Raw genomic sequence first — 25,674 nt, 5'->3', positions numbered from 1 at the left:
CGCGCCGAACGCACGAGCGGCGCCGCGCACGAGTGCGCGAGCACGTTCGAAATCGCCGAGTTGCGCCATCGCGATCCCGCGCAGCGCGAGCGCCGGCGCATCGTCGCGCAGCGCGACGCGGTTCAGCGCGCCGAGCGCGTCACCGGCCGCGAGCGCGCGCGCGGCCGCCGTGATCAGCGAATCCATCCGAATCCCGACACACTTGTCACTCCCTCCGGTCCGATGTCCGCCACTAATCTAGCACCACGCACACGGCACCGGACGCCGTGCCCGGATACCCATCGGAAGGAGGAACCCGCCATGACGACCCATCTCACCGGAACACGCGACGAATGGCTGGCCGAACGCCGCGCGCTGCTCGACGCGGAAAAGGCGCTGACGCGGCAAAGCGACGAGCTCGCGCGGCGACGCCAGGCGCTGCCCTGGGTGCGCGTCGACAAGACCTACCGGTTCGACACCGAAGACGGGCAGGCAACGCTCGACGACCTGTTTCGCGGCCGTTCGCAACTGCTCGTCTATCACTTCATGTTCGGCCCCGACTACAAGGCCGGCTGCCCGTCGTGTTCGTCGATCGCCGACGGCTTCGACGGCTTCGCCGTGCATCTGGCGAACCACGACGTGACGCTCGCCGCCGTGTCACGCGCGCCGCTCGCGAAGCTGCTCGCGTACCGGCAGCGGATGGGGTGGCACTTTCCGTGGGCGTCGTCGGTCGGCAGCGATTTCAACTTCGACTTCAACGTGTCGTTCACCGAAGCGCAGCAGCGCGCCGGCGACGTCGAGTACAACTACGCGCGGGCCGGTCACGCGATGGACATGGATCCGCCCCCGGCACCCGTCGTGGAGTTCTCTGCGACGTGCGGCACGGACGCGGTCACGTATTCGCTCGACCGGCCGGGGATGAGCGCGTTCGTGCGCGAGGACGGCGCGGTTTATCACACGTATTCGACCTATGCGCGCGGCCTCGACGCGCTGTGGGGGATGTACCAGTGGCTCGATCGCGCGCCGCGCGGGCGCAACGAGACCGGCCCGTGGTGGCGCCGTCATGACGAGTACGCACGCGGCTGAGCGCGCCGGCGACGAACGGGGGCGGGCGATGACTCGGCCTGCGGCCGGCGTGGCGGGCCCCGATCCGCGGGCCTTCGCGGTGGCGCTCGCGGCCGTGTTCGCCGTTGCCGTTGTTGCGACCGTGACGCAGCACGCGTCGATGGCCGCGATGGGCGGCGCACCGGTGTCCGGCGGCTGGATGATGTCGGCGGCATGGCAGCGGCCGTGCGGATGGGGCGCCGGCCGCACGTTCGCGGCGTTCGCCGGCATGTGGGGCGCGATGACGGTGACGATGATGCTGCCCGTGCTGGCGCCGGTGCTGTGGCGATACCGGCAGAGCGCCGGTTCGTTGGCGGCGGCGCGTTCGACCTGGCTCGTCGCCGTGGCGGGCGCCGGGTATTTCGCCGTGTGGATGGCGGTCGGAGCGCTCGTGTTTCCGGCCGGCGCCGCGCTGATGAGCGCAGCCGCACGGCTGCCGGCGCTCGCTCGCGCAATGCCGTTCGTGGCCGGCACGGTCGTATTGGCCGCAGGCGTCCTGCAATTCTCCGGATGGAAGGCGCGCCGGCTGACGTGCTGCCGGCACGCGGCGACCTGCGTGCATCCGCCGCACGCGGAGACCGGTGCGGCATGGCGGCACGGCGTGCGAGCCGCGATCCGATGCGGCGCGTGTTGCGGGAACCTGATGGCGGTCGCGCTGGCGGCCGGCATGATGGATCTGCGCGTGATGGCGGTCGTGACGGTTGCGATCGCCGCCGAGCGCCTTGTGCCGGCCGGCGGGCGGGTTGCGCGGATCGTCGGCGGTGTCGCGATCGGCGGCGGCATGGCGATGATCGTCCGCGCGGCCGGGCTGCCGTGAGGCGGGACGGTAGGCCCGTTCGGCCTATTCGGCCCGTTGCCGGGCCGGGCTCCATCGCCGCCGCTACCGCGGCGTGGCCCGTCCGCAACAGCCGGATGGGCCGTTTCGCGGCCGGCTGCGCGAATGGCTCGATGCGGCGGTGAAACGAAAAGCGATCGAAAACGAACCGAACGGCGATCCGAACGATTCGGCCCCCGAACGGCCGAAACCGGCTAAGCCGTTGTTCGTGTTGTGAAAATTCACGGCGCTTCGCGTATAATTCGCTTTTGCGCCCATAGGATTTGCCATGCGTCTGATCCAAAAAGCACTCACTTTCGATGACGTGCTCCTCGTTCCCGCCTTCTCCGACGTTCTCCCGCGCGACACCAGCCTCAAGACCAAGCTGACCCGCAACATCTCCCTGAACATGCCGCTCGTGTCCGCCGCGATGGACACGGTCACCGAAGGTCGCCTTGCGATCGCGATGGCACAGCAGGGTGGCGTCGGTATCGTCCACAAGAACCTGACGCCGGCCGAACAGGCCCGCGAGGTCGCGAAGGTCAAGCGTTTCGAATCGGGCGTCGTCCGCGATCCGATCACGGTGCCGCCGCAAATGAAGGTGCGCGACGTGATCGCGCTGTCGCGCCAGCATGGCATCTCGGGCTTCCCGGTCGTCGAAGGCCCGCAGCTCGTCGGTATCGTCACGAACCGCGACCTGCGTTTCGAAACCCGCCTCGATGAGCCGGTCAAGTCGATCATGACGCCGCGCGAGCGCCTCGTCACGGTCAAGGAAGGCACGCCGCTCGCCGAAGCGAAGGCGCTGATGCACAGCCACCGCCTCGAGCGCGTGCTGGTCGTCAACGACGCGTTCGAACTGCGCGGCCTGATGACCGTCAAGGACATCACGAAGCAGACCGAGCACCCGGACGCGTGCAAGGACGAACACGGCAAGCTGCGCGCAGGCGCGGCGGTCGGCGTCGGTCCCGACAACGAAGAGCGTGTCGAGCTGCTGGTGCAGGCCGGCGTCGACGTGATCGTCGTCGATACCGCGCACGGCCACAGCAAGGGCGTGCTCGAGCGCGTTCGCTGGGTCAAGCAGAACTTCCCGCACGTCGAAGTGATCGGCGGCAACATCGCGACGGCCGCCGCCGCGAAGGCGCTCGTCGAATACGGCGCGGATGCGGTCAAGGTCGGTATCGGCCCGGGCTCGATCTGCACGACGCGGATCGTCGCCGGTGTCGGCGTGCCGCAGATCAGCGCGATCGCGAACGTCGCGGAAGCGCTGAAGGGCACGGGCGTGCCGTGCATCGCCGACGGCGGCGTGCGCTTCTCGGGCGACGTGTCGAAGGCCCTCGCGGCCGGCGCGAACGCGGTGATGATGGGCAGCATGTTCGCGGGCACCGAAGAGGCGCCGGGCGACGTGTTCCTGTACCAGGGCCGCCAGTACAAGTCGTATCGCGGCATGGGTTCCGTCGGTGCGATGAAGGACGGCGCGGCAGACCGCTACTTCCAGGACAACTCGGCGAACATCGACAAGCTCGTGCCGGAAGGCATCGAAGGCCGTGTCGCGTACAAGGGCTCGGTCAACGCGATCCTGTTCCAGCTGGTCGGCGGCGTGCGCGCGAGCATGGGCTACTGCGGCTGCAAGACGATCGACGAGCTGCACGACAAAGCCGAATTCGTCCAGATCACCGCGGCGGGCATGCGCGAGTCGCACGTGCACGACGTGCAGATCACGAAGGAAGCGCCGAACTACCACGTGGACTGATCGCCGATGAAACCGCTGCTGCGAGCCGTGCTGATCATCGATGCCGTCCTGCTGCTGGCGTTCGGCGTGCTGTTCGTGCTGACGCCCTGGCAGTCGCTCTTCAACGCGCTGCAGCTTGCGAACGTCCAGCCGGCGATGCTCGGCCAGGCGTTCGGCATCGCGTTGCTCGGGCTCGCGTGGCTCGCGTTTCATGCAGCGTTCAACGGGGATCTCACGGCGCCGGTCGCGCGATCGGTCGGCCATGTGTATTGGCTGACCGGCGCGCTGACGATCGTCTGGTCGATCGGCGCCGGCAGCGGTCCCGCGCTCGCGGCCGCCGGCCGTGTGCTGTCGGCCGTGGCCGGTGTCGCGCTGATCGTGCTCGGCCTCGGCGGCGTGCGGCTCGCATCGGCCGTGCGCCAGCGCGAAAAAGCGCAGGCGCTCGAGGCACGCGCGCCGGCGCAGCGTCCGGCCGAGCCGGCGATGGCGCCCGTGTCGTCGCCCGCACCGCAGCGTGTCGAACCCGTCGTGAGCCGCCCGGCAGCGTCCGCTGCATCGTCGTCACCGGCCGCATCCGGCCCATCGTCGTCCGGCACCGTCGCACTCGACGAGCGCCCGCCGATGCAGGATTGACCGGCCATGCGTCGAGCGTGCTGCCTTCCGCCCGACGCCGCTGTCCATGCTATTGACGCAGCGCATGATGAAAATGATGCGCTGCTTTTCTTATTCTCTTCATCCCGTCCGCAGCCATGCACGACAAAATCCTGATTCTCGACTTCGGTTCGCAAGTCACCCAACTGATTGCGCGACGCGTGCGCGAAGCGCACGTCTACTGCGAAATCCATCCGAACGATGTGTCCGACGACTTCGTCCGCGAGTTCGCGCCGAAGGCGGTGATCCTGTCGGGCAGCCATGCGAGCACGTACGAAGACCATCAGCTGCGCGCGCCGCAGGCCGTGTGGGATCTCGGCGTGCCGGTGCTCGGCATCTGCTACGGCATGCAGACGATGGCCGTGCAGCTCGGCGGCAAGGTCGAATGGAGCGACCACCGCGAATTCGGTTACGCGGAAATGCGCGCGCACGGCCATACGCGCCTGCTCGACGGCATCGAGGACTTCAAGACGGACGAAGGCCACGGGATGCTGAAGGTCTGGATGAGCCACGGCGACAAGGTTGCCGAGCTGCCGCCGGGCTTCGCGCTGATGGCGTCGACGCCGAGCTGCCCGATCGCCGGCATGGCCGACGAGGCACGCGGCTACTACGCGGTGCAGTTCCATCCGGAAGTCACGCACACGGTGAAGGGCCGCCAGATCATCGAACGCTTCGTGCTGCAGATCGCCGGTGCGAAGCCCGACTGGATCATGAGCAACCACATCGAGGAAGCTGTCGCGAAGATCCGCGAGCAGGTCGGTGACGAGGAAGTGATTCTCGGCCTGTCGGGCGGTGTCGATTCGAGCGTCGCCGCTGCGCTGATCCATCGCGCGATCGGCGACCAGCTCACCTGCGTGTTCGTCGACCACGGCCTGCTGCGCCTGAACGAAGGCAAGATGGTGCTCGACATGTTCGAGGGCCGCCTGCATGCGAAGGTCGTGCACGTCGACGCGTCCGACCAGTTCCTCGGCCACCTGGCCGGCGTGACCGATCCGGAAGCGAAGCGCAAGATCATCGGCCGCGAGTTCGTCGAGGTGTTCCAGGCGGAGGCGCAGAAGCTGTCGAAGGCGAAGTGGCTCGCGCAGGGCACGATCTACCCGGACGTGGTCGAATCGGGCGGCACGAAGACGAAGAAGGCGACGACGATCAAGAGCCACCACAACGTCGGCGGCCTGCCGGAAACGCTCGGCTTGAAGCTGCTCGAGCCGCTGCGCGACCTGTTCAAGGACGAAGTGCGCGAGCTGGGCGTTGCGCTCGGCCTGCCGCCGGAGATGGTGTACCGCCATCCGTTCCCGGGCCCGGGCCTCGGCGTGCGGATTCTCGGCGAAGTGAAGCGCGAGTTCGCGGACCTGCTGCGCCGTGCGGACGCGATCTTCATCGAGGAACTGCGCAACACGACCGCGACCGCGCAGGATGCGGCCGCCGGCCTGTGCGGCGAAGCCGATGTCGGCAAGAGCTGGTACGACCTGACGAGCCAGGCGTTCGCGGTGTTCCTGCCGGTGAAGTCGGTGGGCGTGATGGGCGATGGCCGCACGTACGACTACGTGACGTCGCTGCGCGCAGTGCAGACGACCGACTTCATGACCGCACACTGGGCGCACCTGCCGTACGCGCTGCTTGGCCGCGCGTCGAACCGGATCATCAACGAGGTGCGCGGGATCAACCGGGTGGTGTATGACATCTCGGGGAAGCCGCCGGCGACGATCGAGTGGGAATGATCCGGCGTCCGGCACCGGCCGGCATCCGTTGGCAGTAAAACACACCTAAGCCCGCGATTTTGCGGGCTTTTTTGCATTCATGTCCGGCAATGGCCGGTATCTTCCGGCACCCTCAAGCACGTTTTCCTTATGGTATGAACGATGGTATCGTTTCTGCGTGATGCCATGACGTGCTACCGATACCATACGCCTGCCTTGCGGCGCATCATGGTATTGATTCTGGATAACACATTGATTTTTCGTGTTTTTCATCCGGAATTGGACGGTCCTCAGATCATGGTATTTGAACCGAATCTGAACGCCGATCATGCTGACCGATACCAAGCTTCGCAACCTCAAGCCGAAGGACAAGCTGTACAAGGTGAACGACCGCGATGGCCTCTATGTTGCCGTCACGGCTGCTGGAGCTATCTCGTTTCGCTATAACTACTCGATCCACGGCCGGCAGGAGACCATCACGTTTGGCCGGTACGCAGTCGGGGGCATTTCTCTTTCGGAGGCGCGCGAGCGTCTTGGTGAGGCCAAGAAGATGATTGCGGCTGGAAAGTCGCCGGCCAAGGAGAAGGCGCGGGACAAGGCTCGCATCAAGGATGCGGAGACTTTCGACGCCTGGGCGGAAAAATGGCTGCGTGGGTACCAGATGGCTGACTCCACGCGGGACATGCGGCGTTCAGTCTACGAGCGCGAGCTGAAGCCCAAATTTGGTAGCCAGAAGTTGGCGGAGATTACGCATGAAGACCTGCGGATGCTAACCGACGCCATCGTGGAGCGCGGTGCTCCGGCAACCGCAGTGCATGCTCGTGAGGTGGTATTGCAGGTCTTTCGCTGGGCCGTCGAGCGCGGGCAGAAGGTCGAGAATCCGGCAGAACTGGTGCGCCCAACATCCATCGCCAAGTTCGAGCCGCGCGATCGTGCGCTGACACCCGAAGAAATCGGATTGATGTACCAGTACATGGAGCGCATCGGCACGACGCCATCCATCCGGGCCGCCGCCAAGCTGCTGCTGCTGACGATGGTGCGCAAGAGCGAGCTGACCAACGCGACCTGGAGCGAGATCAGTTTCAGTGACGCGCTTTGGACGATTCCGAAGGAGCGAATGAAGCGACGCAATCCGCATCTGGTGTTCCTGTCCCGGCAGGCGCTGGATATCTTCATTGCCCTCAAAACCTTTGCTGGTGGATCGGACTACGTGCTGCCGTCGCGGTACGACTCGGACTTACCCATGAGCAGCGCCACGCTCAACCAGGTGCTGACGCTGACATACCGGCTGGCGCAGAAGGAGGGGAAGTCGCTCGCCAAGTTCGGGCCACATGACTTGCGGCGACATGAGGCCGGCTACAACACGGACTGGATTGAAAAGTGCTTGGCGCACGAGCAGAGGGGCGTCAGGGCCGTCTACAACAAGGCTGAGTATCTAGAGCAGCGCACGGCGATGTTGCAGGATTGGGCGGACATGATCGATGAATGGACGCTAAAGCAGCCAAAGGAGCTAGCCAGTTGAAATCTGCGGTTGGATGTATAGGCCGAGACCGGACCGGTCAGTCAACGTCAGCTTAGGTTTCGGACAATACGACTGCTCGTCGCCAACAGCGGTGATCGACCCGAAGCGGACTCCCGGATCAGAGCAGCGAAGCCACCATTTGTCGAGACGAAAAACTCGACGCTATCGCATTCAACGGGTTGGACGGCAAGATAATCATTCAACTCCATCCACCCCATGTTTCACGAATGCCGTAAGCCGTGCTATTTTACAAACATTCGCTTCCATTGCACAGAATTCCGCTCTGCACCCAGACTGTAGCGCAACAACAGCAACAACAAATTTGTCGTGAACTTGATTCGGAAAGTGCGTCGCTTTCAATGCATAAGAGGCGACGTTCCAAGCGCTAACTAATACTACCCATTAAGCAAGTTCCGTGCCTCGAACGCTATCCAGCCTTGCTTAGCCCTGAAGTCGGAAAGTTACCGTTATGTTAAAAATTACGCTTACCATCCTGGTTGTTTTGATTAGTGTTTATTGGGTGGGTGAAAAGGCCAGAAAAAATGTGAAGATCGACGAATTTTTATCGTCGATTGAGGGGCGTTACTCATCGCTTAACGAGCGAATTGAAGACGCAACAATCCTAAATGGACTACGCTTTCTTCGTCGACTCTATGGTTGGGCAAGTATTTTCTTGTTCACCTGCCTCTTCGTTGTTCAACGATTTTTCCAGTCAAGCGTAGCAAGCTTCCTACCTTTATTTTGGTTTTTTTCGTTCACCTTTATGGCTTGGTTCTCGATCAAATGGGTCATCAGCCATAAGAATACCATTGGTGAATTCTCGAGAAACTACGCGCTCTTCATCTTTGGGCCGCTTCTCATGGGCATTTTTGACCTGATATTTCATACTCCATTCACGAAAATTCTATTTCCCCCGATTCAGCAAGCCGCGACAATTTCACACTTAAGCATCCCCGATATATCAAATCCACTTGCCATTGGGGGTGCCCTCTCCCTGGTAGTTCTTGCCATTTTATGTTTTTACTACATACTCACTTGGGCTGTCGCAGTTCCTGTATTTTTAGTTTCCGTATTCACGGTAATTCTCCCTATAAAGTTCGCAAGACTGCTTGCCAAAATTGATCGAGTAAACACATTTTTCTGGTTTACCGTATTTATTATGATTGTGATTTCGATATGGCTAACACAGCTCTAAGATGACTAATCTTTTAGTCAATCAGGCTGTCCAAAGCTGCGCTTTAGGTCCGTTTCGTTTCTACACAACTCGGGCAGCGGGTTGCCTCTAGCGTTGAGTGACTGCTGTTTGGTCCAGCCCTTGTCTGATCAGGACCGAACTGAGTCAGCCGATCTGACGCTGCCTGTTTGATCTAGTCCAACCTTTTACAGGTTAGACCGCCAGGGAGGCCGTACCTATGGATACACACTATGTTTATTTAATTGCATGTCGCGGTGAAAGTAAGATCTACGTAAAGCTCGGTCTGACATCAAGCATTCAGCGTCGCCTGTCAAACATTCAGACCGGATGCCCACATTCGATAACGCATGCTTTCGTTGTGCGGTCCGCGTATCGCGAAGAGGTTGAGGGTCTAGAAAAGCTTCTGCACGTTCTTTTGGAACCGGAATGCCTTCGCGCGGAGTGGTACGAAGGGACGAAGAGATTTTTTAGAACGCTTGATGCTGTGCTTTCGAGAATAAATGACGGCGGATTCACCCACGAAGAGCGTTTGGACATGCCGGACTTCGTAGGGCCGGAGTTCGAAATCATGCTGCATCGGCACGAGTTCCAGTTTTTAAGACTCCAACTACCAATTCGAAAGGGGCGCGATCCGATTGATAGCGCTCAAAACGCGAGCCCAGCAGAGATTGCAGACGTCTTGGCGCGAGAGCTGTCCACGCCCTTGATGCGGGCCGGTATGCTAGCCGTCGAGCTCCAGCAATAAGTGTGCGTTGCCCGTGCACCGAGGCATTGGCTCGGATTTCATTGGCCCTTGAGGGGGCGCAGCATTTTAGCCGCTAAAAGGAGTGGCAGACCTAGAGCCCGGACGCATGGCCTGAGTGCCTGACGACTTGCGCGTCTTGATCCATTCCTCGACCTCGGCCAAATCCCAGGCGACGTTTCGACTGGTGAGCGCAATGCGACGTGGAAACTCCCCGCGCTGCTCCATGTTGAAAATCGTGCGCTCAGACAGTGGGATCATCGCCAGTAGTTTCTTGCGGTTGATGAGCGTCTTACTTGTCGTTGCCTGCATCCTTTGGCCTCTTTCAATCACTTGCGAACATGTGCCTGATACTGCCTGCGAATGCTGATAGTTTCGTCCTATTAGTTGGTCAAATAGGTTGACGCCGCAGGCGCGACTTTGTGCTCAAGAAGAAGATTTCGGGTATCGATGCCAGCGCCTTCGATACCGCTTGGCGCTCGATGCGCAGCTTTCGCGCAATCTCCGACTGATTGAGTCCAGACCACTGGAGCATCAACATCTGCTTCTTGCGATCCGACAATTTCGAGTTCACCATCTGCCGCGCTTGATTGCGTAGTTCTGCCTTGTCCGCTGACTGCAAGACCTGGCCAGCGACGTAGTGGCAGAAGTAGCTGTCAACCAGTTGATCGCCCGATTTCACTTGGGGCGTAGCCGGCTTTGCACACTGCTGGCTAAGCCTTGCAAGTTCGAGGTCGAACTGAGCGAGTGAGCGTCTCGCTTGCCTGTATGAAGGATTCCACGCGCCGCTCGGCAATTTGGGCCGGTGATTTAGGCAGTACAGGCTGCTGAGCCGAAGCCTCTCTTCTGGATCGTCGGCCTTTGGGTCATCGCTTCCACCAGCGAATGAGGTCAGCTCGGCGAGTGTTCCGCAGAATCGACAAAACCCCTGATGGCGCTCGCCATTCAGGCGAGTATCACGCACCTGCGATTTCGCCGGCCGTTTGCAGGCACAGTCCCACACGAGTTCGATTAGTGATTCCAGTGTTGCGACAAAGCGCCGATTTCTCGCGGACTGTCGATCTTCCGTGAGAACGAACGCGCGCAGCAGTTGGCAGTATCACCGGTTACGTCTACGATCCCCAAGCGGCAAAGCTGGTGAAGGCGGGGTAGTACGAGCTCAAGTTGAAGTCTACCGAAGAGTAGCTGTGACAGTTCCGCTGCGCCGTGCGGCGGAAGTTAGCCAAAAGAAGGGGCGATTGTGAAGCTCAAGAGGGAAGCCAAGACACTGAAAGCTAAGGCCATCGCATCGTTGAAGCGTGGGCTGGAAGCGTTCAATAACCACGACGACGACGGGAGGCCGGAGACAGTCCTGCTCATGCTCCAGCACGCCAGCGAAATGTTGACCAAGGCGATGTTGGTTCAGAAGGGGCAGGACGTTTTCGACAAGGAGAAAGGTATCTCCATTGGCATTGAGAAGGCGTTGAACATCGCCCAGTCCAAAGGTTGGCTGAGCGCAGCGCAAGCCGGGTCCATTCGCGTCATCGACGCGATGCGCGACCAAGCCCAGCACTGGATGATCGTGGTTCCCGAGGATGCGCTCTACATCAATGCTAGGGCGTTGATCACCACGGTGGATGAAATCCTCACCGGGCACTTCGAAGACACACTCGCCGACAACCTTCCTGTGCGCGTCCTGCCCCTGTCCACCCAAGCTCTCCCTGATTTCTTAATGCTGGTGAATCGGGAATACGCGCAGATTCGAGAACTGCTTGCTCCGGGCCGGAGAGCGCGGGACGAAGCCAGGGGCCGAATCACGGCACTGCTGGCGATGGAGGCCCATGTCAGCGAAGAAGTGGCGGTTTCCAAGCGAGACCTAGACCGAATCGAGGAGGCCATCAAAGTGGACACTCCGATGGAACAGGTGTTCCCACGGTTGATGACCCTAGCGACGAACGTTGAAGGGGAAGGCCCGACGATTCGCGTTCGCATCACCCGAGCTGCAGATGCTCCTGCGGTTCGCTACGTGTCGGGCGACGATCCCGAGGGCGCGGCAGCCATCCGTGAAGTGGATCTCCAGAAGAAATACCACTGGAGCCCCAGTGCGTTGGCGGAAAAGCTGGGACTGACGGTCAATAAGGCCAAGGCTGTTCGCGACTTCCTGCGGATAGATGAAGACCCGGCCAACGTCATGGTGTTCGAGTTCGGGTCTCAGAAACATCCCCGATATTCTGATAACGCGTTACACGTGCTTCGGGACGCCATCACTCCCGAGCTGGTCGAGCAAGCGTGGCGTGAGCGCCCGCGGGGGCGCGGTAGATAGCGTGTTGAATAGGCACGAGGTATAGGATACGAATCGGCCTAAACCGACTTCCAATATGCCGTGAATGCAGCGTGCAGCGTGCAGCGGGCGGGGATAAACCTACGCTGGGTGGATAGATGCCAATCGAAGACTTTTTAGATGAAACTCTTGGTGTTCTCGAACAGTTCTATTCCGAGATGCAGCCATCTAGGGGTGCTGTGCTTTATCGCGAGGTCGGGCCGCATCGCCAGTTCCGGCACGTTGCCCTCACTGATTCTTTAGCTTGTTACTTGAAGGGCGTCAAGACAGTATCGACACTTCGCGCATGCGTGCTGCTACTGCGGCACGGTTACACACAGGAGGTCGGTGCACTCTGTCGAATGGCCGATGATTTTTGCAACGAGATTTTCTTTTTGCTGGTTCCGCAGGGGCAAGCGGGTTGCAGCGATGATCAAGTGAAATTCTTAGAAAATTTCTATCAGGAAGAGTTTGAGCGACCTGATGATCCACTCCGATCGCCTCAAAAGCGAGGCACTGTTCCCGCAAAAAAGATTCATGCAACGTTTGGCAAGCTAGCGGCCGACGATCTGAATCCATCTGATGCTCAGGAGCTTCTTCGGACTACACAGCAGGCATTCTCTGGCTATGTTCACGGTGCATACCCCCACATTATGGAGCTTTTCGGTGGAGACCCGCCGCGCTTCCATATGTCTGGAATGCTCGGAACACCGCGAATTGATGAGTGGCGCGCTCAATTGGTCGGTTACGTTCACCGGCTGATCATGGTTACGATCTTAGTTGCTCGAAAGCAAAGCCTACTTGACTTGGAGGCTCCGCTCCGCGCTTTTCTGGCCGACTACGAAGGACGCACGGGTACAGAGCCGAAAATTACCGCAAGTAAGATGCTCGCTGAGTACAAGAAGGACCGTGCCACCTAAGACTCACGTACTTGTGACGAGTCAGTAGAAATGTTTGGAAGGAAGTGGCAGTTTTTAGGCATGGTATACCGGATGGTATCGCCGAGTGAATTAACTTCAACGTATTGATTTAATTGGAAAAACTTTTCTGTTTATTATCGAGTGGGAGTGAATTGACGTCCTTCGATGATTATCGCCAGCCACCGAAAACTGCCGTAACGTTTTGACTTTCAAGTCAATACGTCGCGGAGTCTATCGGTGGCTATCGCCGGCCAGCAAAACAGGTTGGCGGTGGAGCTGACGGTAAAAATCGAGGCCGGATCAACACATTCCCGTTCACTATTCAGACTTTTACCGTCTTCGACGGTAAAAGTCTTCTCGGGGAAGCCTGTTTTACGCGGCTTTCCGGGCGTCCACAGGTCTCCCGATCCCTGGCGGTAAAACCTGACGGTAAAGCCGTCAAAAATTGGACACGGTGAACGCTTCGGAATATGCGAAACGGACTGCGTTCAAGCGGCTGCGCTGCCGCGAAGCGAGACGGCGTCGTACCAGCGTCGCAGGGCACGGAATTCTTCCGGAATCGACAAGTCGATCGCCTTGGCGGCGAAATCCACTGTGGCGAGCAGCGTGATGTCCGCTACCGAGAAGTTCTCTCCAGCGGCGAAGGGAGACTCGGCCAACCGCGCGTTCATGTCCGCGAACAGATTCTTCACGCGCCGCGTGCTGCGCTCGACCAGTGCAGGGATCTGCTCATAGTCGTGCGGTCCCGCGATCGCCCGGCCCTTCAGGCCGGGCGCCTTGTTACGAATCGCTTCCATCACTGACGCGAAACCTTCCTGCTCGATGCGGCGATCCCACATTGAGACCACGGCCTGCTCCGCGGGCGTAGTGCCGAAGAGCGACGGCGTCGGGTACACATCATCGAGGTAGCGGCTGATGACAGGCACTTCGCCGATGGCCGTCCCATCGTCCAGCACCAGCGTGGGCACGACGCGGCGCGGATTGATGGCGCGGTAGGCGTCGCCGTGTTGTTCGCCCGTGCCCAAGTCGACCGGGACCAGGGTTGGAGTGAGGCCCTTCTCGGCGAGCAGGATGCGCACGCGGCGCGAATTGGGCGACGAGGTGGCGTGATAGAGCTTCATTTGAATTTCCTTGAGAGATTGAATGGGTGAGGCGCCTCAGAGCTTGGAGCCGCCATCCACGCGCAACGTGTCACCGGTGATCCAGCGCGCGTGGTCCGAGGCCAGGAACGCGACGACGCTGGCGATGTCTTCGGGTTGGGCCAGGCGTTGCAAGGCCTGCATGCCGAGGGTTGCCTCGCGGCCGGCGTCCGTCTTGGTGAAGCTCGACATCTCGGTCTCCACCACGCCTGGCGCCACTGCGTTGACGCGGATGCCACGCGAGCCGAGAGCCGCGGCCCAGTGCTTCACCAGCGTATCGATCGCACCCTTGGTGGCCGAGTAGGCAGAAAGCGTACCGACCGAGGCGTGTGCCGCCAGCGAGGACAGCAGGACGATGCTGCTTCCTTTGCACAGAGCCGGCAGTAGTTGCTGCACGAGGAAAAATGGTGCACGCACGTTGACGGCGAAGAGCGCGTCGAAGTCCTCGACCGTCGTCTCCTCGATCGACGCGGCCTTGGCGATGCCGGCATTGGCCACCAGAACATCCAGTCGTCCGCCGATGATGGTGCGAACGCGTTCGGCGAGCTGGTGCGGACCATCCGGCGAACGCAGGTCGGTTGCGATCGACTCGGCTTTGCCGCCGGCGCGGCGGATTTCGTCGACCACGGTGGTCGCCTCCGTCTCGCCGCTGCCGTAGTGAACCAGGACCTGCGCTCCGGCCGCGGCCAGTGTCAAGGCGGTGGCTCGACCGATGCCGCGCGAAGCACCGGTGACGAGCGCGGTCTTGCCAGTGAGTGAGTTCATGACGTCCGTCTCCAAAGAGGTTGCGAGGTCGCTCAAGCGCTGGCCATGCCGGCCGGGCCTTCGTTCAGGAACTGAATGGCGTGCGCGACGAAGCGCTCCGGGTACTGATAAATCGAGCCGTGGCCGGCGTCCGGATAGATCACCAGTTGGGCGTTCGGCAGGTGCTGTTGCAGCGTGACGGAGTGCGCTGTCGGGATGATCGCGTCGTTGCTGCCCTGGACGATCAGCGTGGGCTGCTGGATCGACCTCAGGTAGGCCAGCGCATTCTCGTCCGGCGCGATCCATTTGCCGATGGCGGCGCCTTGGGCGGCGACGGTTTGCGCGCTCACTTCCGGGTCGCGATCCTTGCGGCGCCACTTGCGTTGAAGGAAGGCGACGCCGGCTTTCTGGCTGGCCTCGGACGGAGCGAAGTGCACCGACAGCCAGAGATGTTCAGGCGGCTCGTAGCGGCCCGCGAAGATCTCGGCCGAGCGGCTGGCCGTCATGTCGTTGCCGCGATGGCCGGTGCCGACGAGGATGAGCTTGCGCACGAGATCCCCGCCTTGAAGTGCGATCTCCTGCGCGACAAAACCGCCAATCGAGATGCCCAGCACATCGACCTGGTGGAGGCCGAGCGCGCGGATGAAGGCAATTGCGTTGGCGCCCATTTCCGGGAAGCTTGCCGGCGTCTCACCCGACGAGCTGGACACGCCGGCGTTGTTGAACAGGATCACCTCGCGCGTTTCTGCCAGGCCGTCGGTCACGGCCGGGTCCCAATAGTCCATCGTTCCGGTGTAGTGCTGGTTGAAAACGATTGGCACGCCGCTTGACTTACCGAACCGGCGATAGGCGAAGCGGATGCCATTGGCCTCGACGTACCGGGTCGGGGCGGTGTGATGGGTGAAGGTGTGCATGGTCGTATTCCTGATGAGGCTGACGGATCCTTGAGCGGGCAAGGCGCTGCCCGGCCCTGGTGCAAAGCCGGGCGTTGCCCGGGTGACAGGGAGGGCCGCGCCGGCTCGGCGCGGCTCGGATCAGCCGGCGGTCTTGCCGCCATCGACGGTGACGATCTGGCCGGTCACGAACGCTGCAGCGTCCGAAGCCAGGAAGCGCACGGCCGCTGCAATCTCGGCCGGCTTGCCGATGCGGCCCAGCGGCACGCCTGAAGTGAGCGCAGCCTTGTTCTCCGGCGTGGCGGTGAAGCGATCCAGCATGCCGGTGTCGGTCGGACCGGGAGCCACGGCGTTGACGCGAACGCCCGCGGCCGCCACTTCCAGCGCTGCGGACTTGGTCATGCCCTCGACGGCATGCTTGCTGCCGGCGTATACCGACGCGTAGGCCGCACCTTCATGGCCGTAAGTCGAAGAGATGTTGATGATGCTGCCGCTGCCTTGGGCAGTCATCACGCGCAGTTCGTGCTTCATGCTCAGCAGCGTACCGAGCACGTTGGTGTCGAAGGTGGCGGCGTAGCTGTCGGCGGTCTGGTTCACGATCAGGCCGGGCTGGCCTTCGGTGCCGGCGTTGTTGACGGCCACGTCCAGGCGGCCGAAGTGGGCCACGGTCTGGTCCACCAGATCCTGAACCTCCTGGTCGTGCCGGACATCGGCCTGGATGAAGTGGGCCTCGGCGCCCAGTTGACGGAGTTCGGACTCGAGTGCCTTGCCTTCCGCCGGCCGGCGGCCGGAGATGACGAGACGGGCGCCGCTGCCGGCAAACGCCAAGGCGGTGGCGCGACCGATGCCGGTCAGCGCACCGGTGACGAGAATGACGGGGTTGTGGCTCATGATATGCTCCTTGAGGTATGACGGTTGACGTATGGGCGATGGATTGCTGGGGGTTCATAAGCTGCTTATCCCGTCGCCTTGGTTGAGAATTTAGGGGCTTCCACTCAGAAACAAAAAGACTTTGTAAGCGGGTGGGAATGCCTAAAAAGCATGGGAGAAAGCATGGAGCTGAGACATCTGCGCTACTTCATCGCCGTGGCGGAGGCGGGCAGTCTGACGGTGGCCGCCGAGCGGCGGCTGCATACCTCCCAACCTTCGCTGAGCCGGCAGATCCGCGACCTGGAAGATCAGGTCGGCGTGGATCTGCTGAGCCGCAGCACGCGCGGCGTCGAGCTGACGCCGGCGGGGAAAGCCTTCATCGATCACGCGCGACTGGCCCTGAGTCAGGTCGACGCGGCGATCGAGGCCGCGCGCCGGGCGGCGCAGCCGAGCAAGCAGCGTTTTGCACTGGGCTTCTTGACCGGGCAGGAGATGACGTGGCTGCCGAAGGCGCTGAACGTGCTACGCGACGAACTGCCGAACATCGATGTGACGGTCTCCAGCGATTACTCGCCGGACCTGGCGGATGCATTGGCGCGTGGCCGGCTGGACCTGGCCTTTCTGCGCGCCGAGCCGGGCTTCGATCTGGAATACACGACGGTTGGGCAAGAGCCGCTGGTCGTGCTGATGCCGAGCGATCACACATTGGCTTCGCAAGAGCGCATCCGACCGCAACAACTCGTGGGACAGCCCTTCGTGGCCATGGCCAACAAGGCGCGCGTGCTGCGTTCTGTGGTGGACACGTACCTGCAGCGCGAAGGTGTGACGCTTACGCCCACTCAGGGCGTGGACAACCCGGCGATGGTGATGTCGCTCGTGGCGTCGACGCGCGGGCTGACGTTGATTCCCGACTACGTCGAGAACCTGCTGCCGTGGTCCGTGGTGAGCCGCCCCTTGGCGGGAGATGCGCCGACAATCGACCTCGTTGTCGGTTACAGCCGCTCCAACGCCTCTCCAATCCTCAAGCTCTTCTTGTCCCGGTTGAGCGAGCTGGTGCCAGCGGCCGCCAAACAAGCAATGCAGCCGACAATGTCATAAGGACGGGTGCCTGCCATTTTCGGCGCAGAACCTGCTCATCATGCCGCGCTGCAAGAGCGCGCGGGAGCGTGAATTCCACCTGCGCGTGACACGCAGGTGCGTCAGGACGACGAGAAGAGTAACCGGACGTCCGGCACGTACCGGACGACCTGACAGCAGAACACATCGAAGCCCGCTTCACAGCGGGCTTTTTTGTTTTTCGGCCCGATTGGCGCCGCAGCATGATTGAAGCATCGCGCGGCTTTCGCGTTTCGTCGACCAGGACACACCGAGACCATTCGTGTGCGACGACACGTCGCGGATGCCCTTATTTCCGCTCTCGTTCTGCTACCCCTTCCCGTTTCGCCGCGACTGTAATCGAGTGTAATTGATCGCTCCGCGCGCTCGGCCTAACTTCTTCCCGGCAGGTGCGCTTCGCGGATGGCTGGCTCAAGCCACCACGAAGCTTGTGATGAGCGTTATCGATGCGTGACTCGCGCAAGCCAGATTCGCCTATACGGCCCTGGCTCTCGGCTTTTCAACTCACAGCAGGAGAAATTGTCATGTCGAACCAAAATTTCAGCGAAATTCAGAAGTTCGTGGAGCAGGCGGACGGTTTGAAGCGCGTAGACGTCGAGTCAATCCAGCTGGGCTATTGGGACAATCACAATACCCTTCCTTTCATGCTCAATAACGAGGGTGGGAATTCGTTTGAAGTGGATGCCTCGAACACGGCGTTGCTGATCCAGATTGGAAACGCGGTCACAGCGCTTGGACAGAAGCAGAAGGTTGTGGCCTATCTGGGAGACCTCAGCCACGGCGGTACCCTCAAGGTGCTCCTCATCGGCCTTGCATAACACGAAAACAAGTTGCCGCTCAGTCGGTCAGCGTCGTGGGCGGCCACAAAATGGCCGTCCTGCCGTTGCCTTGTATTCCGAATCAACCGGAAGACTGCTGCGACAAGAAAACGGCTTGGCAGGTTGCCAAGCCGTTTTTCATTCATGGATTGCGCGAGTCGGAACCCTCGCGACCCGGATGCTCACGCGTGCGAACCCATGAGCGACCGCAGGTACGTCGGCACTTTCGCTTTTGCGGTGGCCTGCACACGCGTCATGAGCGCGTGATCGATGCGATTCAGTCCGTAAGTCCGCGCAATGTCGTGCTGCAATCGGCACCACAAGTGGCCGGCCATCTCGGCGTCGACCATCGCCCGGTGCGCACGGCCCGATTTCGGCAACCGCAGCATATCCACCAGGCTCGACAGGCGGTGACTCTGGGCATCCGGGTAGATACGTCGCGCCACGAGCATCGTGCACGCAAAGGCATGCTCGGCCGACATGCCAAGCAGCCCGAGTTCGGATTGCCAGAACCGTTTGTCGAAACCGGCGTTGTGGGCGACGACCGCATGCTTGCCGACGAACGCCGCGGCTTCCTTCATGACTGTCGACGCAGGCGGCGCCGCTGCGATCATCTCGTTCGTGATGCCGGTCAGTGCGACGACATCGGACGGTATGCGCCTGCCTGCATTCATCAGGCTCTGGAAACGATCGACGACTTCCCCGTCCCGGAGCAGGATGACGGCGATTTCGGTCGCTCGGTCGCCCATGTTCGGCGAAAGTCCGGTTGTTTCGAAGTCCAGTACCGCAACGGTTTGCATGGTCGAATCCTGTTGCTTCACGCGGTGTCGTTTAGAGTGGCCGAGAGGGTAGCATCTTCAGGCCCGCGACAGGCGTTCAGCCCGAGAAACGACCATCCGTGCGGCGCACGTCGACCCGATTGATAACCCTGAACGCCCGCGAATTCGTCTCGATCGGCCGTCGATTCGACAGGACGCTCGACGATGCAACAGGATGCTGGCTGCCGACTATTGGCCGCTCATTGATCCGCGCGTCATGCCGCAAGCCCGTTATCGCCTTCAACCATCCGGATCGGGCCGTGGTTTGTCCCGCACCCTGCCTGATGCTGAGTTCGATCAGGTCCTCGTCAATCTCGCGCCGGGCACGGCTATGCGTGCTGCGGCGAGGTCAGGGGTGCCGCGCGATAGCGCAGATGGATCAACGGATAAGCGCGCCCCTGCCCATCGAGCGCCGATCGCCCGGTGCGCTCGAAGCCGAGCCGTTCATAGAATCCCGCTGCCGATTCGTTCTGTTCGTTGACGTCGGTCGACAGGTCGGGGTGACGCTTGAGCGCGTCTTCCACAAGCAGGCGCCCGACACCCGCGCCATGGTGAGCGGGATCGACGAACAGCGCTTCCATGTGATTGCCGTCGAGCAGCATGAAGCCGATCGCGCGGTCGGTATCGTCGACGGCGAGATCGAGCGGTGCACCGGGCAGGAACGCGACGACTTCGGATTCGATCGCGCGTCGGTCGTCATCGCTGAGGAAATGGTGCGTGGCGTCGACCGCGTTGCGCCAGATATCCAGCACGTGTGTGCCGTCGGCCGGGGTGGACTTGCGAATTCTGATCATGGGTTGGCCCGTCTTTGATGTGTAATGGGAAGTTCGTCGGCGCGTAGCCGGCACCGTCATGGTCCCGGTCGGGCCGCTCGCAACGGCTGCGTGAAAGACGGCGGTATTTCAGGTTTCAAGTATTGGCCGGACGCTGCGCGTGACCCAGGACCGCCGCACGCTCGATCGCGCGTCGTGCGACATCGCGAACGCCTGCGCTCATCGGCAAGTCATCGCGGTCGAGTTCAGCGAGATCGAACCAGCGCGCGTCGAGCGCATCATCGCCGGCGGCAGGCGTGCCGCGCAACCATCGGCACAGCACCGCGACCATCACGAAATGCTGACGCACGTCGCCGCCGGCATCGTAATCGAACGCATCCAGCGCGGTAAAGGCGTCGAGCGCCTCGACGTCCATGGTCGTCTCTTCGGCGATCTCGCGCACGACCGCGTTCGCAATCGGTTCCCCCGCTTCGATCTTGCCGCCGGGAAAGCCCCAGCAGCCCGCATCTGGCGGATTGGCGCGACGCACCAGCAGCACGTCGCGCTCCCGCAGGACGATGCCGATCACGGCGGGAATCGGGCGGACGGAAGCGGGGGTGCTGGTTGGGGAGCGGGGTGAGTCGGACATGTGGTGCTACGCGCGGGTGCGTTCGAGTGTATGGGGCGGCCGGTGAAGATTCATTGCGCGCCGTCGGTGCGCTGCTCGATCGCGCGGATCACGGCGACCATGTCGTCCGCGCCATGTCCGGCCCGCTCGGTCTCGCCGTAGAGCGCATGGCAGATGTCGAGCAGCGGCGACGCGATGCCGATGCCGCGCGCGGATTCGGCGACGAGGCGCGCATTCTTCAGCACGTCGGTGATCGCGGCCTGCACCGAGAAATCGGCCGCGACGAGTTTGCCGAGCTTCACGCGCGACACGTCGCTCGCCATCGGACCCGCGTTCAGCACGTCGGCGAAGCGGGCGAGATCGATGCCGTGGCGTTGCGCAAAATGCGTGGCTTCGGTCAGGCCGGTGACCATCGTGATCAGGAACAGGTTCACGGCGAGCTTCATCGTCAGCGCCGACGGCACGTCGCCGCACACGAAGCTGTCGCGGCACAGCGGCTTCACGAGCGCACGGACGGCGTCGACGTCGTCCGGTGCGCCGGCGAGCATCACGACGAGTTGACCGGCTTCGGCCGGCTTGCGCGACCCCGACACGGGCGCTTCGACATAACGGCCCGATGCGGCGGCGATGTCGTCGGCCAGCGCGCGCGAATACTCGGGTGCGTTCGTGCCCATGTTCACGATGGTGTGGCCGCCGACACGGGCGGCGAAGCCGGTCGTGCCGCGCGCGAGGGCGCCGTCGATCGCCGCGTCGTTCGCGAGCATCAGGATCACGGTGCGGCAGGCCGCGAACACGTCGTCGATGTGCTCGGCCACGCGCGCGCCTGCGTCGCGCAGCGCATCGTCGCTGCCGTGCGACCGGCTCCATACGACGAGCGGCGTGCCGGCCCGCGCAAGATTGAGCGCCATCGGCGTGCCCATCACGCCGAGGCCGATGAATCCGACTGCGGTTTGCATGTTCTGGCTCCCACGGTGGGTGGAGACGAACGTGGGCGTCAGTATCGCAGCGTTTCCGCAGGCCTGCCATGTCATCCGCGCAGCCGCGGGAGCGACGTCACGGCCGCGCCGTCATGCCCGCCAGATACGGCCACGGATAGATGCCGCGCGCATGACCGTCGCCGAACACCACGCGGATGCCGTAGCCGGCTGTTTCAAGGCTGTCCAGCGTCAGGTCGGGCCGCGCATCGACACGACCGCCGTCGTGCCGGATCCGTCGACATTCCGCACACGGGCAATCACCGCGCAACCGGGCATAGCTGACGCGTTGCGTGTGACCGTCCGGCCAGCGGAGTGTCAACGTGCGCGCCGGATGATCGAGCACGATGTCGGTCGGGGAGATCATCGCGACGCCTCGTCGATCTGCCGGATCGCGATCCGCACGGCCTTGCGGACTTCCGGATCGTGATCCTCCACTGCGTGGGTCAGTGCGGGTAACGTCGCGCCGTCCCGCAATTCACCGAGCGCAAGCGCGGCTTCCTTGCGCAGGTTGCTGATCGCGTGCGAGAGCAGCACGACGACGGCCGGCGCCGCGGCCGCATCGCGCAGTTGCCCGAGCGCACGCGCGGCACGCAGGCGCACCTGCCAGTAGTCGTCATCGAGCGCGGCGACGAGCGGTTCGCGCGCGGTCGCGACGCGCAGCTTGCCGAGCGTCGTGGCCGCTTCCTCGCGCACCTGCCATTCGCGGTCGCGCAACGCGGCAAACAGCGCGTGGATGACGGTCGCATCGTCGGGTGTCGCGAACCCGATCGCGCCAACCGCAATACGTCGCACCTCCGTCGCGGCATCGGTTGTCGCGGTGCGCGCGAGCGGCGGCAGCGCACGCGGATCCTTGAGCCAGCCGAGCACCGCCACGGCTTCGACGCGCACCTCGGCGTGTTCGGCATCGAGCGCGTGCAGCGCGGGCGCGAACGCGCCGGGGTCGCGCACCTCGCGCAATCCGCGCAGCACGGCACGGCGCACGAACGGCTCGGGCCGGTCGGCCCATCGGCACAGCACGGCGCCCGATGTAGCGTCCTTCACTTCGGACAGGCTCTGCGCGGCGGCGTCGCGCACGTCGGCGTCCGGATCGAGCAATGCGCTGCACAGCGCGTCGACGACGTCGGGCTGCTCCCACGCGCCGAGCACGCGGGCGGCTTCGCCGCGCACGTCGGCCGACGGATCGTCGCTCAGCGCGGCGATGAACGCGGGCACGAACCCGGGGTCCTCGAGGTCGGCGAGTTCGAACAGGGCGACGCGGCGCACGGCGGCATCGGGCGCGGCGAGACGGGCGACGAGTGCGGCTTCGTCGGGGGCGTGTGCGCGAGGCGACGCGCTAGCGAAGGTGGAGTCGGGCATGGGCGACAGGAAAAGGCGTTGAGGGACACGGTCAGCGCAGCAGGTAAGGGATGTCGACCTTGACCGCGCCGGTCGGGCAGTCGCGCTCGCACGGCATGCAGTACCAGCATTCGTCGAACTGCATATAGGCCTTGCCCTTGGTCAGGTCGATCGCGAGCAGGTCGAGCGGGCATACGTCGACGCAGACGGTGCAGCCCTTGTCGGCGATGCACAGGGTCTCGTCGATCGTCACGGGTGCGCTGCTGCGCTGGAGGATGTCGTGCGGGGTATGGGGCATGGCAGGTTCCTCAAAGGGCGGCCGCGAGCGCGGCCGGCTCGCGGATGCGCAGATTCGTGTAGGCGCCGCGCTCGTCGTCGGCAAGCGGCACGACATACGGTTCGACCGGCCGCTTCTCGCTGCGCATCGCGCCGTCGGTGTCCTTGCGCAGCCAGGTATGGCAGAACCATTCGGCGTCGTTGCGATGTGGAAAGTCCACACGGTGGTGGTACAGCCCCCAGCGGCTTTCGGTGCGGAACAGCGACGCGCGCGCGGCCATTTCAGCGCAGTCGCGGATCGCGCGTACCTCGGCGGCGCGCATCAGTTCGTGCGGATGGTTCGCCTTTATCTCTTCGATATCCTCAGCAATGGCGTCAAAACGTTGAAGACCGATTTCCATCTTGCGTGTCACCTTCGGCGGTTGCAGATAATCGTTCACCATGCGGCGCAGCTTGTATTCGACCTGCGCCGGCGCGAGGCCGCGCTCGCGCAGCAGCGGGGCAAGCACACGGGTGCGTTCGGCGGCGACCTGTTCGTCGTTCACCGGCGCATGCTCGCGGCCGGCCACGTAGTCGGCCGCATTCTGGCCGGCAAACCAGCCGTACGTGAATGCGCCGAGCATGTAGTTGTGCGGGACGGCCGCCATGTCGCCGGCCGCGTAGAGCCCGGGCACGGTCGTCTCCGCGCGGGCGTTCACGTACACGCCGGATGCGCTGTGCCCGCTGCAGAAGCCGATCTCGGAGATGTGCATCTCGACCATCTGGCTGCGGTAATCGGTGCCGCGCCCGGCATGGAAGCGGCCGCGGCTCGGCCGCTCGTTCGTATGCAGGATCTGCTCGATGGTCTGGATCGTTTCTTCCGCGAGATGGTCGAGCTTCAGGAACACGGGGCCGTTGCCGCTTTGCAGTTCCTGGTAGAACTCCCACATCATCTGGCCGCTCCAGTAATCGCATTCGATGAAGCGTTCGCCCTTGCCGTTCGCGGTGAAGCCGCCGAGCGGGCCCGTCACGTACGCGCACGCGGGGCCGTTGTAGTCCTTGATCAGCGGATTGATCTGGAAGCATTCGAGATTCGCGAGCGCGGCACCGGCGTGATACGCCATCGCGTAGCCGTCGCCCGCGTTGGTCGGATTCTCGTAGGTGCCCATCAGGTAGCCCGAGGCCGGCAGGCCGAGGCGACCGGCTGCGCCGCAGCAGAGAATCACGGCCTTCGCGCGGATCACGTGGAACTCGGCGGTGCGACAGTCGAAGCCGAGTACGCCGCTCGCGCGGCCCTGCGCATCGGTCAGCACGCGCGTTGCGACGATCCGGTTCGTGATCGCGATGCGCGCGCGCTTCAGCTGCCGGTACAGCATCTTCTTGATGTCGTGTCCTTCCGGCATCGGCAGCACGTACGAGCCCATGTGATGGACCTTCTTCACCGCGTAGTCGCCGGTGCCGTCCTTCTCGAACTTCACGCCCCAGCGGTCGAGCTGCTCGATCGTCGCGAAGCTGTGCGTCGCATACGCGTACACGGCTTCCTGGTCGACGATCCCGTCATTGGCGATCGTGATCTCGCGCGTGTACTGCTCGGGCGTCGCATGCCCGGGGATCACGGCGTTGTTCAGGCCGTCCATCCCCATCGAGATCGCGCCGCTGCGCTTCACGTTGGCTTTCTCGAGCAGCAGCACGCGCAGGGACGGGTCGCGCTCCGTCGCCTTGATCGCCGCCATCGGGCCGGCGGTGCCGCCGCCCACCACGACGATGTCGTATTCGAGCACATGGGTAGTCATCGCTGTTTCCTTGCAGGTTTGCGCGGTTTCTGCCGGTCGATGCGCAGCCGGTACTGGAAGGCGTCGCCGCGGAAGTAGAGGTATTCGAAGTCGATCGGTGCGCCCGACGCGTCGTGCGTGAGGCGCTCGATGCGCAGTACGGGGCTGCTTTCCTCGACGTGCAGTGCATCGACGATCTCGTCGTCGGCGAGGATCGCGTCGATCGACACGTCGGCATGGCCGAGGGGGATGCCGCAGTCGTTTTCCAGGACCAGGAAAATGTCGCGGGTTGCGAGATCGGCGCCCGCGAGGCGCTTGCCGAGGGCTTCGGGCACCCACGTCTGTTCGAGCGACACGGGCTCGCGATTGAGCAGCCGCACACGATGAATCTCGACGAGCGGCGCGCCTTCGGGCACGTTCAGCTTCGTGGCGAGATGGCGGTCGGCCTTGACGGTGCGGAAGCTGCGCACCTGGTTGACGATCTCGTAGCCCATCGACGACATCGCCTCGGCGAAGCCCTGCAGCGAGGTCACGTTCTGGAATGCCTTCGGCTTCGACACGAAGGTGCCCTTGCCGTGCAGCTTGAACAGCAGTCCTTCCTTTTGCAGATCGCCGAGCGCCTGGCGCACCGTGATGCGACTGACGTCGAACATCGCGCAGAGTTCGTGCTCGGAAGGCATCCGGCTGTGCGGCGCATAGGTGCCGTCGAGAATGCGCGTGCGCAGCGTGTCCTTGATCTGCACGTAGAGCGGGGCCGCGGACAGCGGCACGACGTTGGAGGAGGTCATCGGTCAACTTGTTATGACAAGATCGCTCGAGTGTAGTCAGCCGGGTCGCGCGCCCCAACCAACTATTTCTGATTTCGACTTTCCGATTCCGGAAAAGCGCGGCGCCAGGGGCCGGAC

27 protein-coding genes and 1 pseudogene are annotated in these 25,674 nt (G+C 62.8%); 12 read left to right on the top strand and 16 right to left on the bottom strand.

The genetic code is table 11. The annotated features are described in order from the left end of the window. Nucleotides 1–186 (bottom strand): annotated as a pseudogene (locus F3J15_RS06180) (helix-turn-helix domain-containing protein); the annotation flags it as partial. Between the two features lie 114 nt (nt 187–300). Here F3J15_RS06180 and F3J15_RS06175 point away from each other — a divergent pair. The 8 genes from F3J15_RS06175 (at nt 301) to F3J15_RS06140 (ending at nt 9,436) form a co-directional block, all read left to right on the top strand. Further along, entirely contained in the window at nt 301–1,065 is a 765-nt protein-coding gene (locus F3J15_RS06175) for a DUF899 domain-containing protein (RefSeq protein WP_166888762.1), read from the top strand. 28 nt (nt 1,066–1,093) lie between these two features. Continuing rightward, a complete protein-coding gene (locus F3J15_RS06170; protein ID WP_166888759.1) occupies nt 1,094–1,900 on the top strand; it encodes a DUF2182 domain-containing protein in 807 nt (268 codons plus the stop codon). A 286-nt stretch (nt 1,901–2,186) separates the two neighbouring features. After that, the gene (gene guaB, locus F3J15_RS06165) at nt 2,187–3,647 is read left to right on the top strand and encodes an IMP dehydrogenase (protein WP_011352433.1); all 1,461 of its coding nucleotides are present in this window, start codon (nt 2,187–2,189) and stop codon (nt 3,645–3,647) included. 6 nt (nt 3,648–3,653) lie between these two features. After that, nucleotides 3,654–4,259 (top strand): hypothetical protein, encoded by a 606-nt coding sequence (locus F3J15_RS06160; RefSeq protein ID WP_166888756.1) that lies wholly within the window; start codon nt 3,654–3,656, stop codon nt 4,257–4,259. A gap of 116 nt (nt 4,260–4,375) precedes the next feature. Next, entirely contained in the window at nt 4,376–5,995 is a 1,620-nt protein-coding gene (gene guaA, locus F3J15_RS06155; RefSeq protein ID WP_089445854.1) for a glutamine-hydrolyzing GMP synthase, read from the top strand. 307 nt (nt 5,996–6,302) lie between these two features. After that, entirely contained in the window at nt 6,303–7,496 is a 1,194-nt protein-coding gene (locus F3J15_RS06150; protein WP_166888752.1) for a site-specific integrase, read from the top strand. A gap of 469 nt (nt 7,497–7,965) precedes the next feature. Continuing rightward, nucleotides 7,966–8,691: a hypothetical protein gene (locus F3J15_RS06145; RefSeq protein WP_166888747.1), complete on the top strand. Its 726-nt coding sequence runs from the start codon at nt 7,966–7,968 to the stop codon at nt 8,689–8,691. Between the two features lie 217 nt (nt 8,692–8,908). Beyond that, nucleotides 8,909–9,436, top strand: a complete 528-nt coding sequence (locus F3J15_RS06140; protein WP_166888744.1) for a GIY-YIG nuclease family protein — start codon at nt 8,909–8,911, stop codon at nt 9,434–9,436. Nucleotides 9,437–9,502: 66 nt separating this feature from the next. Here the strand turns inward: F3J15_RS06140 and F3J15_RS06135 are convergent, their stop codons facing one another. Further along, nucleotides 9,503–9,745, bottom strand: coding sequence for an AlpA family phage regulatory protein (locus F3J15_RS06135; RefSeq protein ID WP_166888741.1), 243 nt, complete (start codon nt 9,743–9,745; stop codon nt 9,503–9,505). A gap of 79 nt (nt 9,746–9,824) precedes the next feature. After that, nucleotides 9,825–10,397 (bottom strand): hypothetical protein, encoded by a 573-nt coding sequence (locus F3J15_RS06130; RefSeq protein ID WP_240158853.1) that lies wholly within the window; start codon nt 10,395–10,397, stop codon nt 9,825–9,827. A gap of 276 nt (nt 10,398–10,673) precedes the next feature. Between F3J15_RS06130 and F3J15_RS06125 the strand changes: the two genes are divergently transcribed. Both F3J15_RS06125 and F3J15_RS06120 read left to right on the top strand, forming a co-directional pair. Continuing rightward, the gene (locus F3J15_RS06125; protein WP_166888738.1) at nt 10,674–11,735 is read left to right on the top strand and encodes a hypothetical protein; all 1,062 of its coding nucleotides are present in this window, start codon (nt 10,674–10,676) and stop codon (nt 11,733–11,735) included. Between the two features lie 116 nt (nt 11,736–11,851). Further along, a complete protein-coding gene (locus tag F3J15_RS06120; RefSeq protein WP_166888735.1) occupies nt 11,852–12,652 on the top strand; it encodes a DUF1045 domain-containing protein in 801 nt (266 codons plus the stop codon). A gap of 488 nt (nt 12,653–13,140) precedes the next feature. On the opposite strand, the gene F3J15_RS06115 is transcribed toward F3J15_RS06120, so the two are convergent. The 4 genes from F3J15_RS06115 to F3J15_RS06100 all read right to left on the bottom strand — a co-directional run bounded on the left by F3J15_RS06115 (nt 13,141) and on the right by F3J15_RS06100 (nt 16,319). Next, nucleotides 13,141–13,773, bottom strand: a complete 633-nt coding sequence (locus tag F3J15_RS06115) for a glutathione S-transferase (RefSeq protein WP_166888732.1) — start codon at nt 13,771–13,773, stop codon at nt 13,141–13,143. A gap of 36 nt (nt 13,774–13,809) precedes the next feature. Further along, nucleotides 13,810–14,556 (bottom strand): SDR family oxidoreductase, encoded by a 747-nt coding sequence (locus F3J15_RS06110; RefSeq protein WP_166888729.1) that lies wholly within the window; start codon nt 14,554–14,556, stop codon nt 13,810–13,812. A gap of 32 nt (nt 14,557–14,588) precedes the next feature. Beyond that, on the bottom strand, nt 14,589–15,449 hold the full coding sequence (locus F3J15_RS06105) for an alpha/beta hydrolase (RefSeq protein ID WP_166888726.1): 861 nt from the start codon (nt 15,447–15,449) through the stop codon (nt 14,589–14,591). A 120-nt stretch (nt 15,450–15,569) separates the two neighbouring features. After that, entirely contained in the window at nt 15,570–16,319 is a 750-nt protein-coding gene (locus F3J15_RS06100; protein WP_166888722.1) for a glucose 1-dehydrogenase, read from the bottom strand. Between the two features lie 162 nt (nt 16,320–16,481). On the opposite strand from F3J15_RS06100, the gene F3J15_RS06095 reads away from it, so the two are divergent. Next, nucleotides 16,482–17,396, top strand: a complete 915-nt coding sequence (locus F3J15_RS06095; RefSeq protein ID WP_166888720.1) for a LysR family transcriptional regulator — start codon at nt 16,482–16,484, stop codon at nt 17,394–17,396. A gap of 542 nt (nt 17,397–17,938) precedes the next feature. Further along, nucleotides 17,939–18,232, top strand: coding sequence for a hypothetical protein (locus F3J15_RS06090; protein WP_166888717.1), 294 nt, complete (start codon nt 17,939–17,941; stop codon nt 18,230–18,232). Nucleotides 18,233–18,414: 182 nt separating this feature from the next. Here F3J15_RS06090 and F3J15_RS06085 read toward each other — a convergent pair whose 3' ends face one another. The 9 genes from F3J15_RS06085 to F3J15_RS06045 form a co-directional block, all read right to left on the bottom strand. Continuing rightward, nucleotides 18,415–19,032: a 3'-5' exonuclease gene (locus F3J15_RS06085; protein ID WP_089445852.1), complete on the bottom strand. Its 618-nt coding sequence runs from the start codon at nt 19,030–19,032 to the stop codon at nt 18,415–18,417. 347 nt (nt 19,033–19,379) lie between these two features. Further along, on the bottom strand, nt 19,380–19,844 hold the full coding sequence (locus tag F3J15_RS06080; protein WP_166888714.1) for an acetyltransferase: 465 nt from the start codon (nt 19,842–19,844) through the stop codon (nt 19,380–19,382). Between the two features lie 115 nt (nt 19,845–19,959). Further along, nucleotides 19,960–20,451 (bottom strand): NUDIX hydrolase, encoded by a 492-nt coding sequence (locus F3J15_RS06075; RefSeq protein WP_166888712.1) that lies wholly within the window; start codon nt 20,449–20,451, stop codon nt 19,960–19,962. Nucleotides 20,452–20,501: 50 nt separating this feature from the next. Next, the gene (locus F3J15_RS06070) at nt 20,502–21,386 is read right to left on the bottom strand and encodes an NAD(P)-dependent oxidoreductase (RefSeq protein ID WP_166888708.1); all 885 of its coding nucleotides are present in this window, start codon (nt 21,384–21,386) and stop codon (nt 20,502–20,504) included. Nucleotides 21,387–21,483: 97 nt separating this feature from the next. Continuing rightward, nucleotides 21,484–21,771, bottom strand: a complete 288-nt coding sequence (locus tag F3J15_RS06065; protein ID WP_089445848.1) for a DUF971 domain-containing protein — start codon at nt 21,769–21,771, stop codon at nt 21,484–21,486. Continuing rightward, nucleotides 21,768–22,763: a HEAT repeat domain-containing protein gene (locus F3J15_RS06060; protein ID WP_166888705.1), complete on the bottom strand. Its 996-nt coding sequence runs from the start codon at nt 22,761–22,763 to the stop codon at nt 21,768–21,770. The genes F3J15_RS06065 and F3J15_RS06060 overlap by 4 nt, the downstream gene beginning before the upstream one ends. Nucleotides 22,764–22,794: 31 nt before the next feature. Beyond that, a complete protein-coding gene (locus tag F3J15_RS06055; RefSeq protein WP_166888702.1) occupies nt 22,795–23,040 on the bottom strand; it encodes a ferredoxin family protein in 246 nt (81 codons plus the stop codon). A gap of 10 nt (nt 23,041–23,050) precedes the next feature. Then, nucleotides 23,051–24,790: a fumarate reductase/succinate dehydrogenase flavoprotein subunit gene (locus F3J15_RS06050; protein ID WP_166888699.1), complete on the bottom strand. Its 1,740-nt coding sequence runs from the start codon at nt 24,788–24,790 to the stop codon at nt 23,051–23,053. Then, nucleotides 24,787–25,557 (bottom strand): GntR family transcriptional regulator, encoded by a 771-nt coding sequence (locus tag F3J15_RS06045; protein WP_166888696.1) that lies wholly within the window; start codon nt 25,555–25,557, stop codon nt 24,787–24,789. The genes F3J15_RS06050 and F3J15_RS06045 overlap by 4 nt, the downstream gene beginning before the upstream one ends. Nucleotides 25,558–25,674: the final 117 nt, after the last annotated feature.

Source organism: Burkholderia sp. Ap-955, assembly GCF_011753045.1.
GTDB classification, from domain to species: domain Bacteria; phylum Pseudomonadota; class Gammaproteobacteria; order Burkholderiales; family Burkholderiaceae; genus Burkholderia; species Burkholderia lata_D.
The sequence above is the reverse complement of the archived record's forward strand: the minus strand, read 5'-3'. Positions and strand labels throughout refer to the sequence as shown.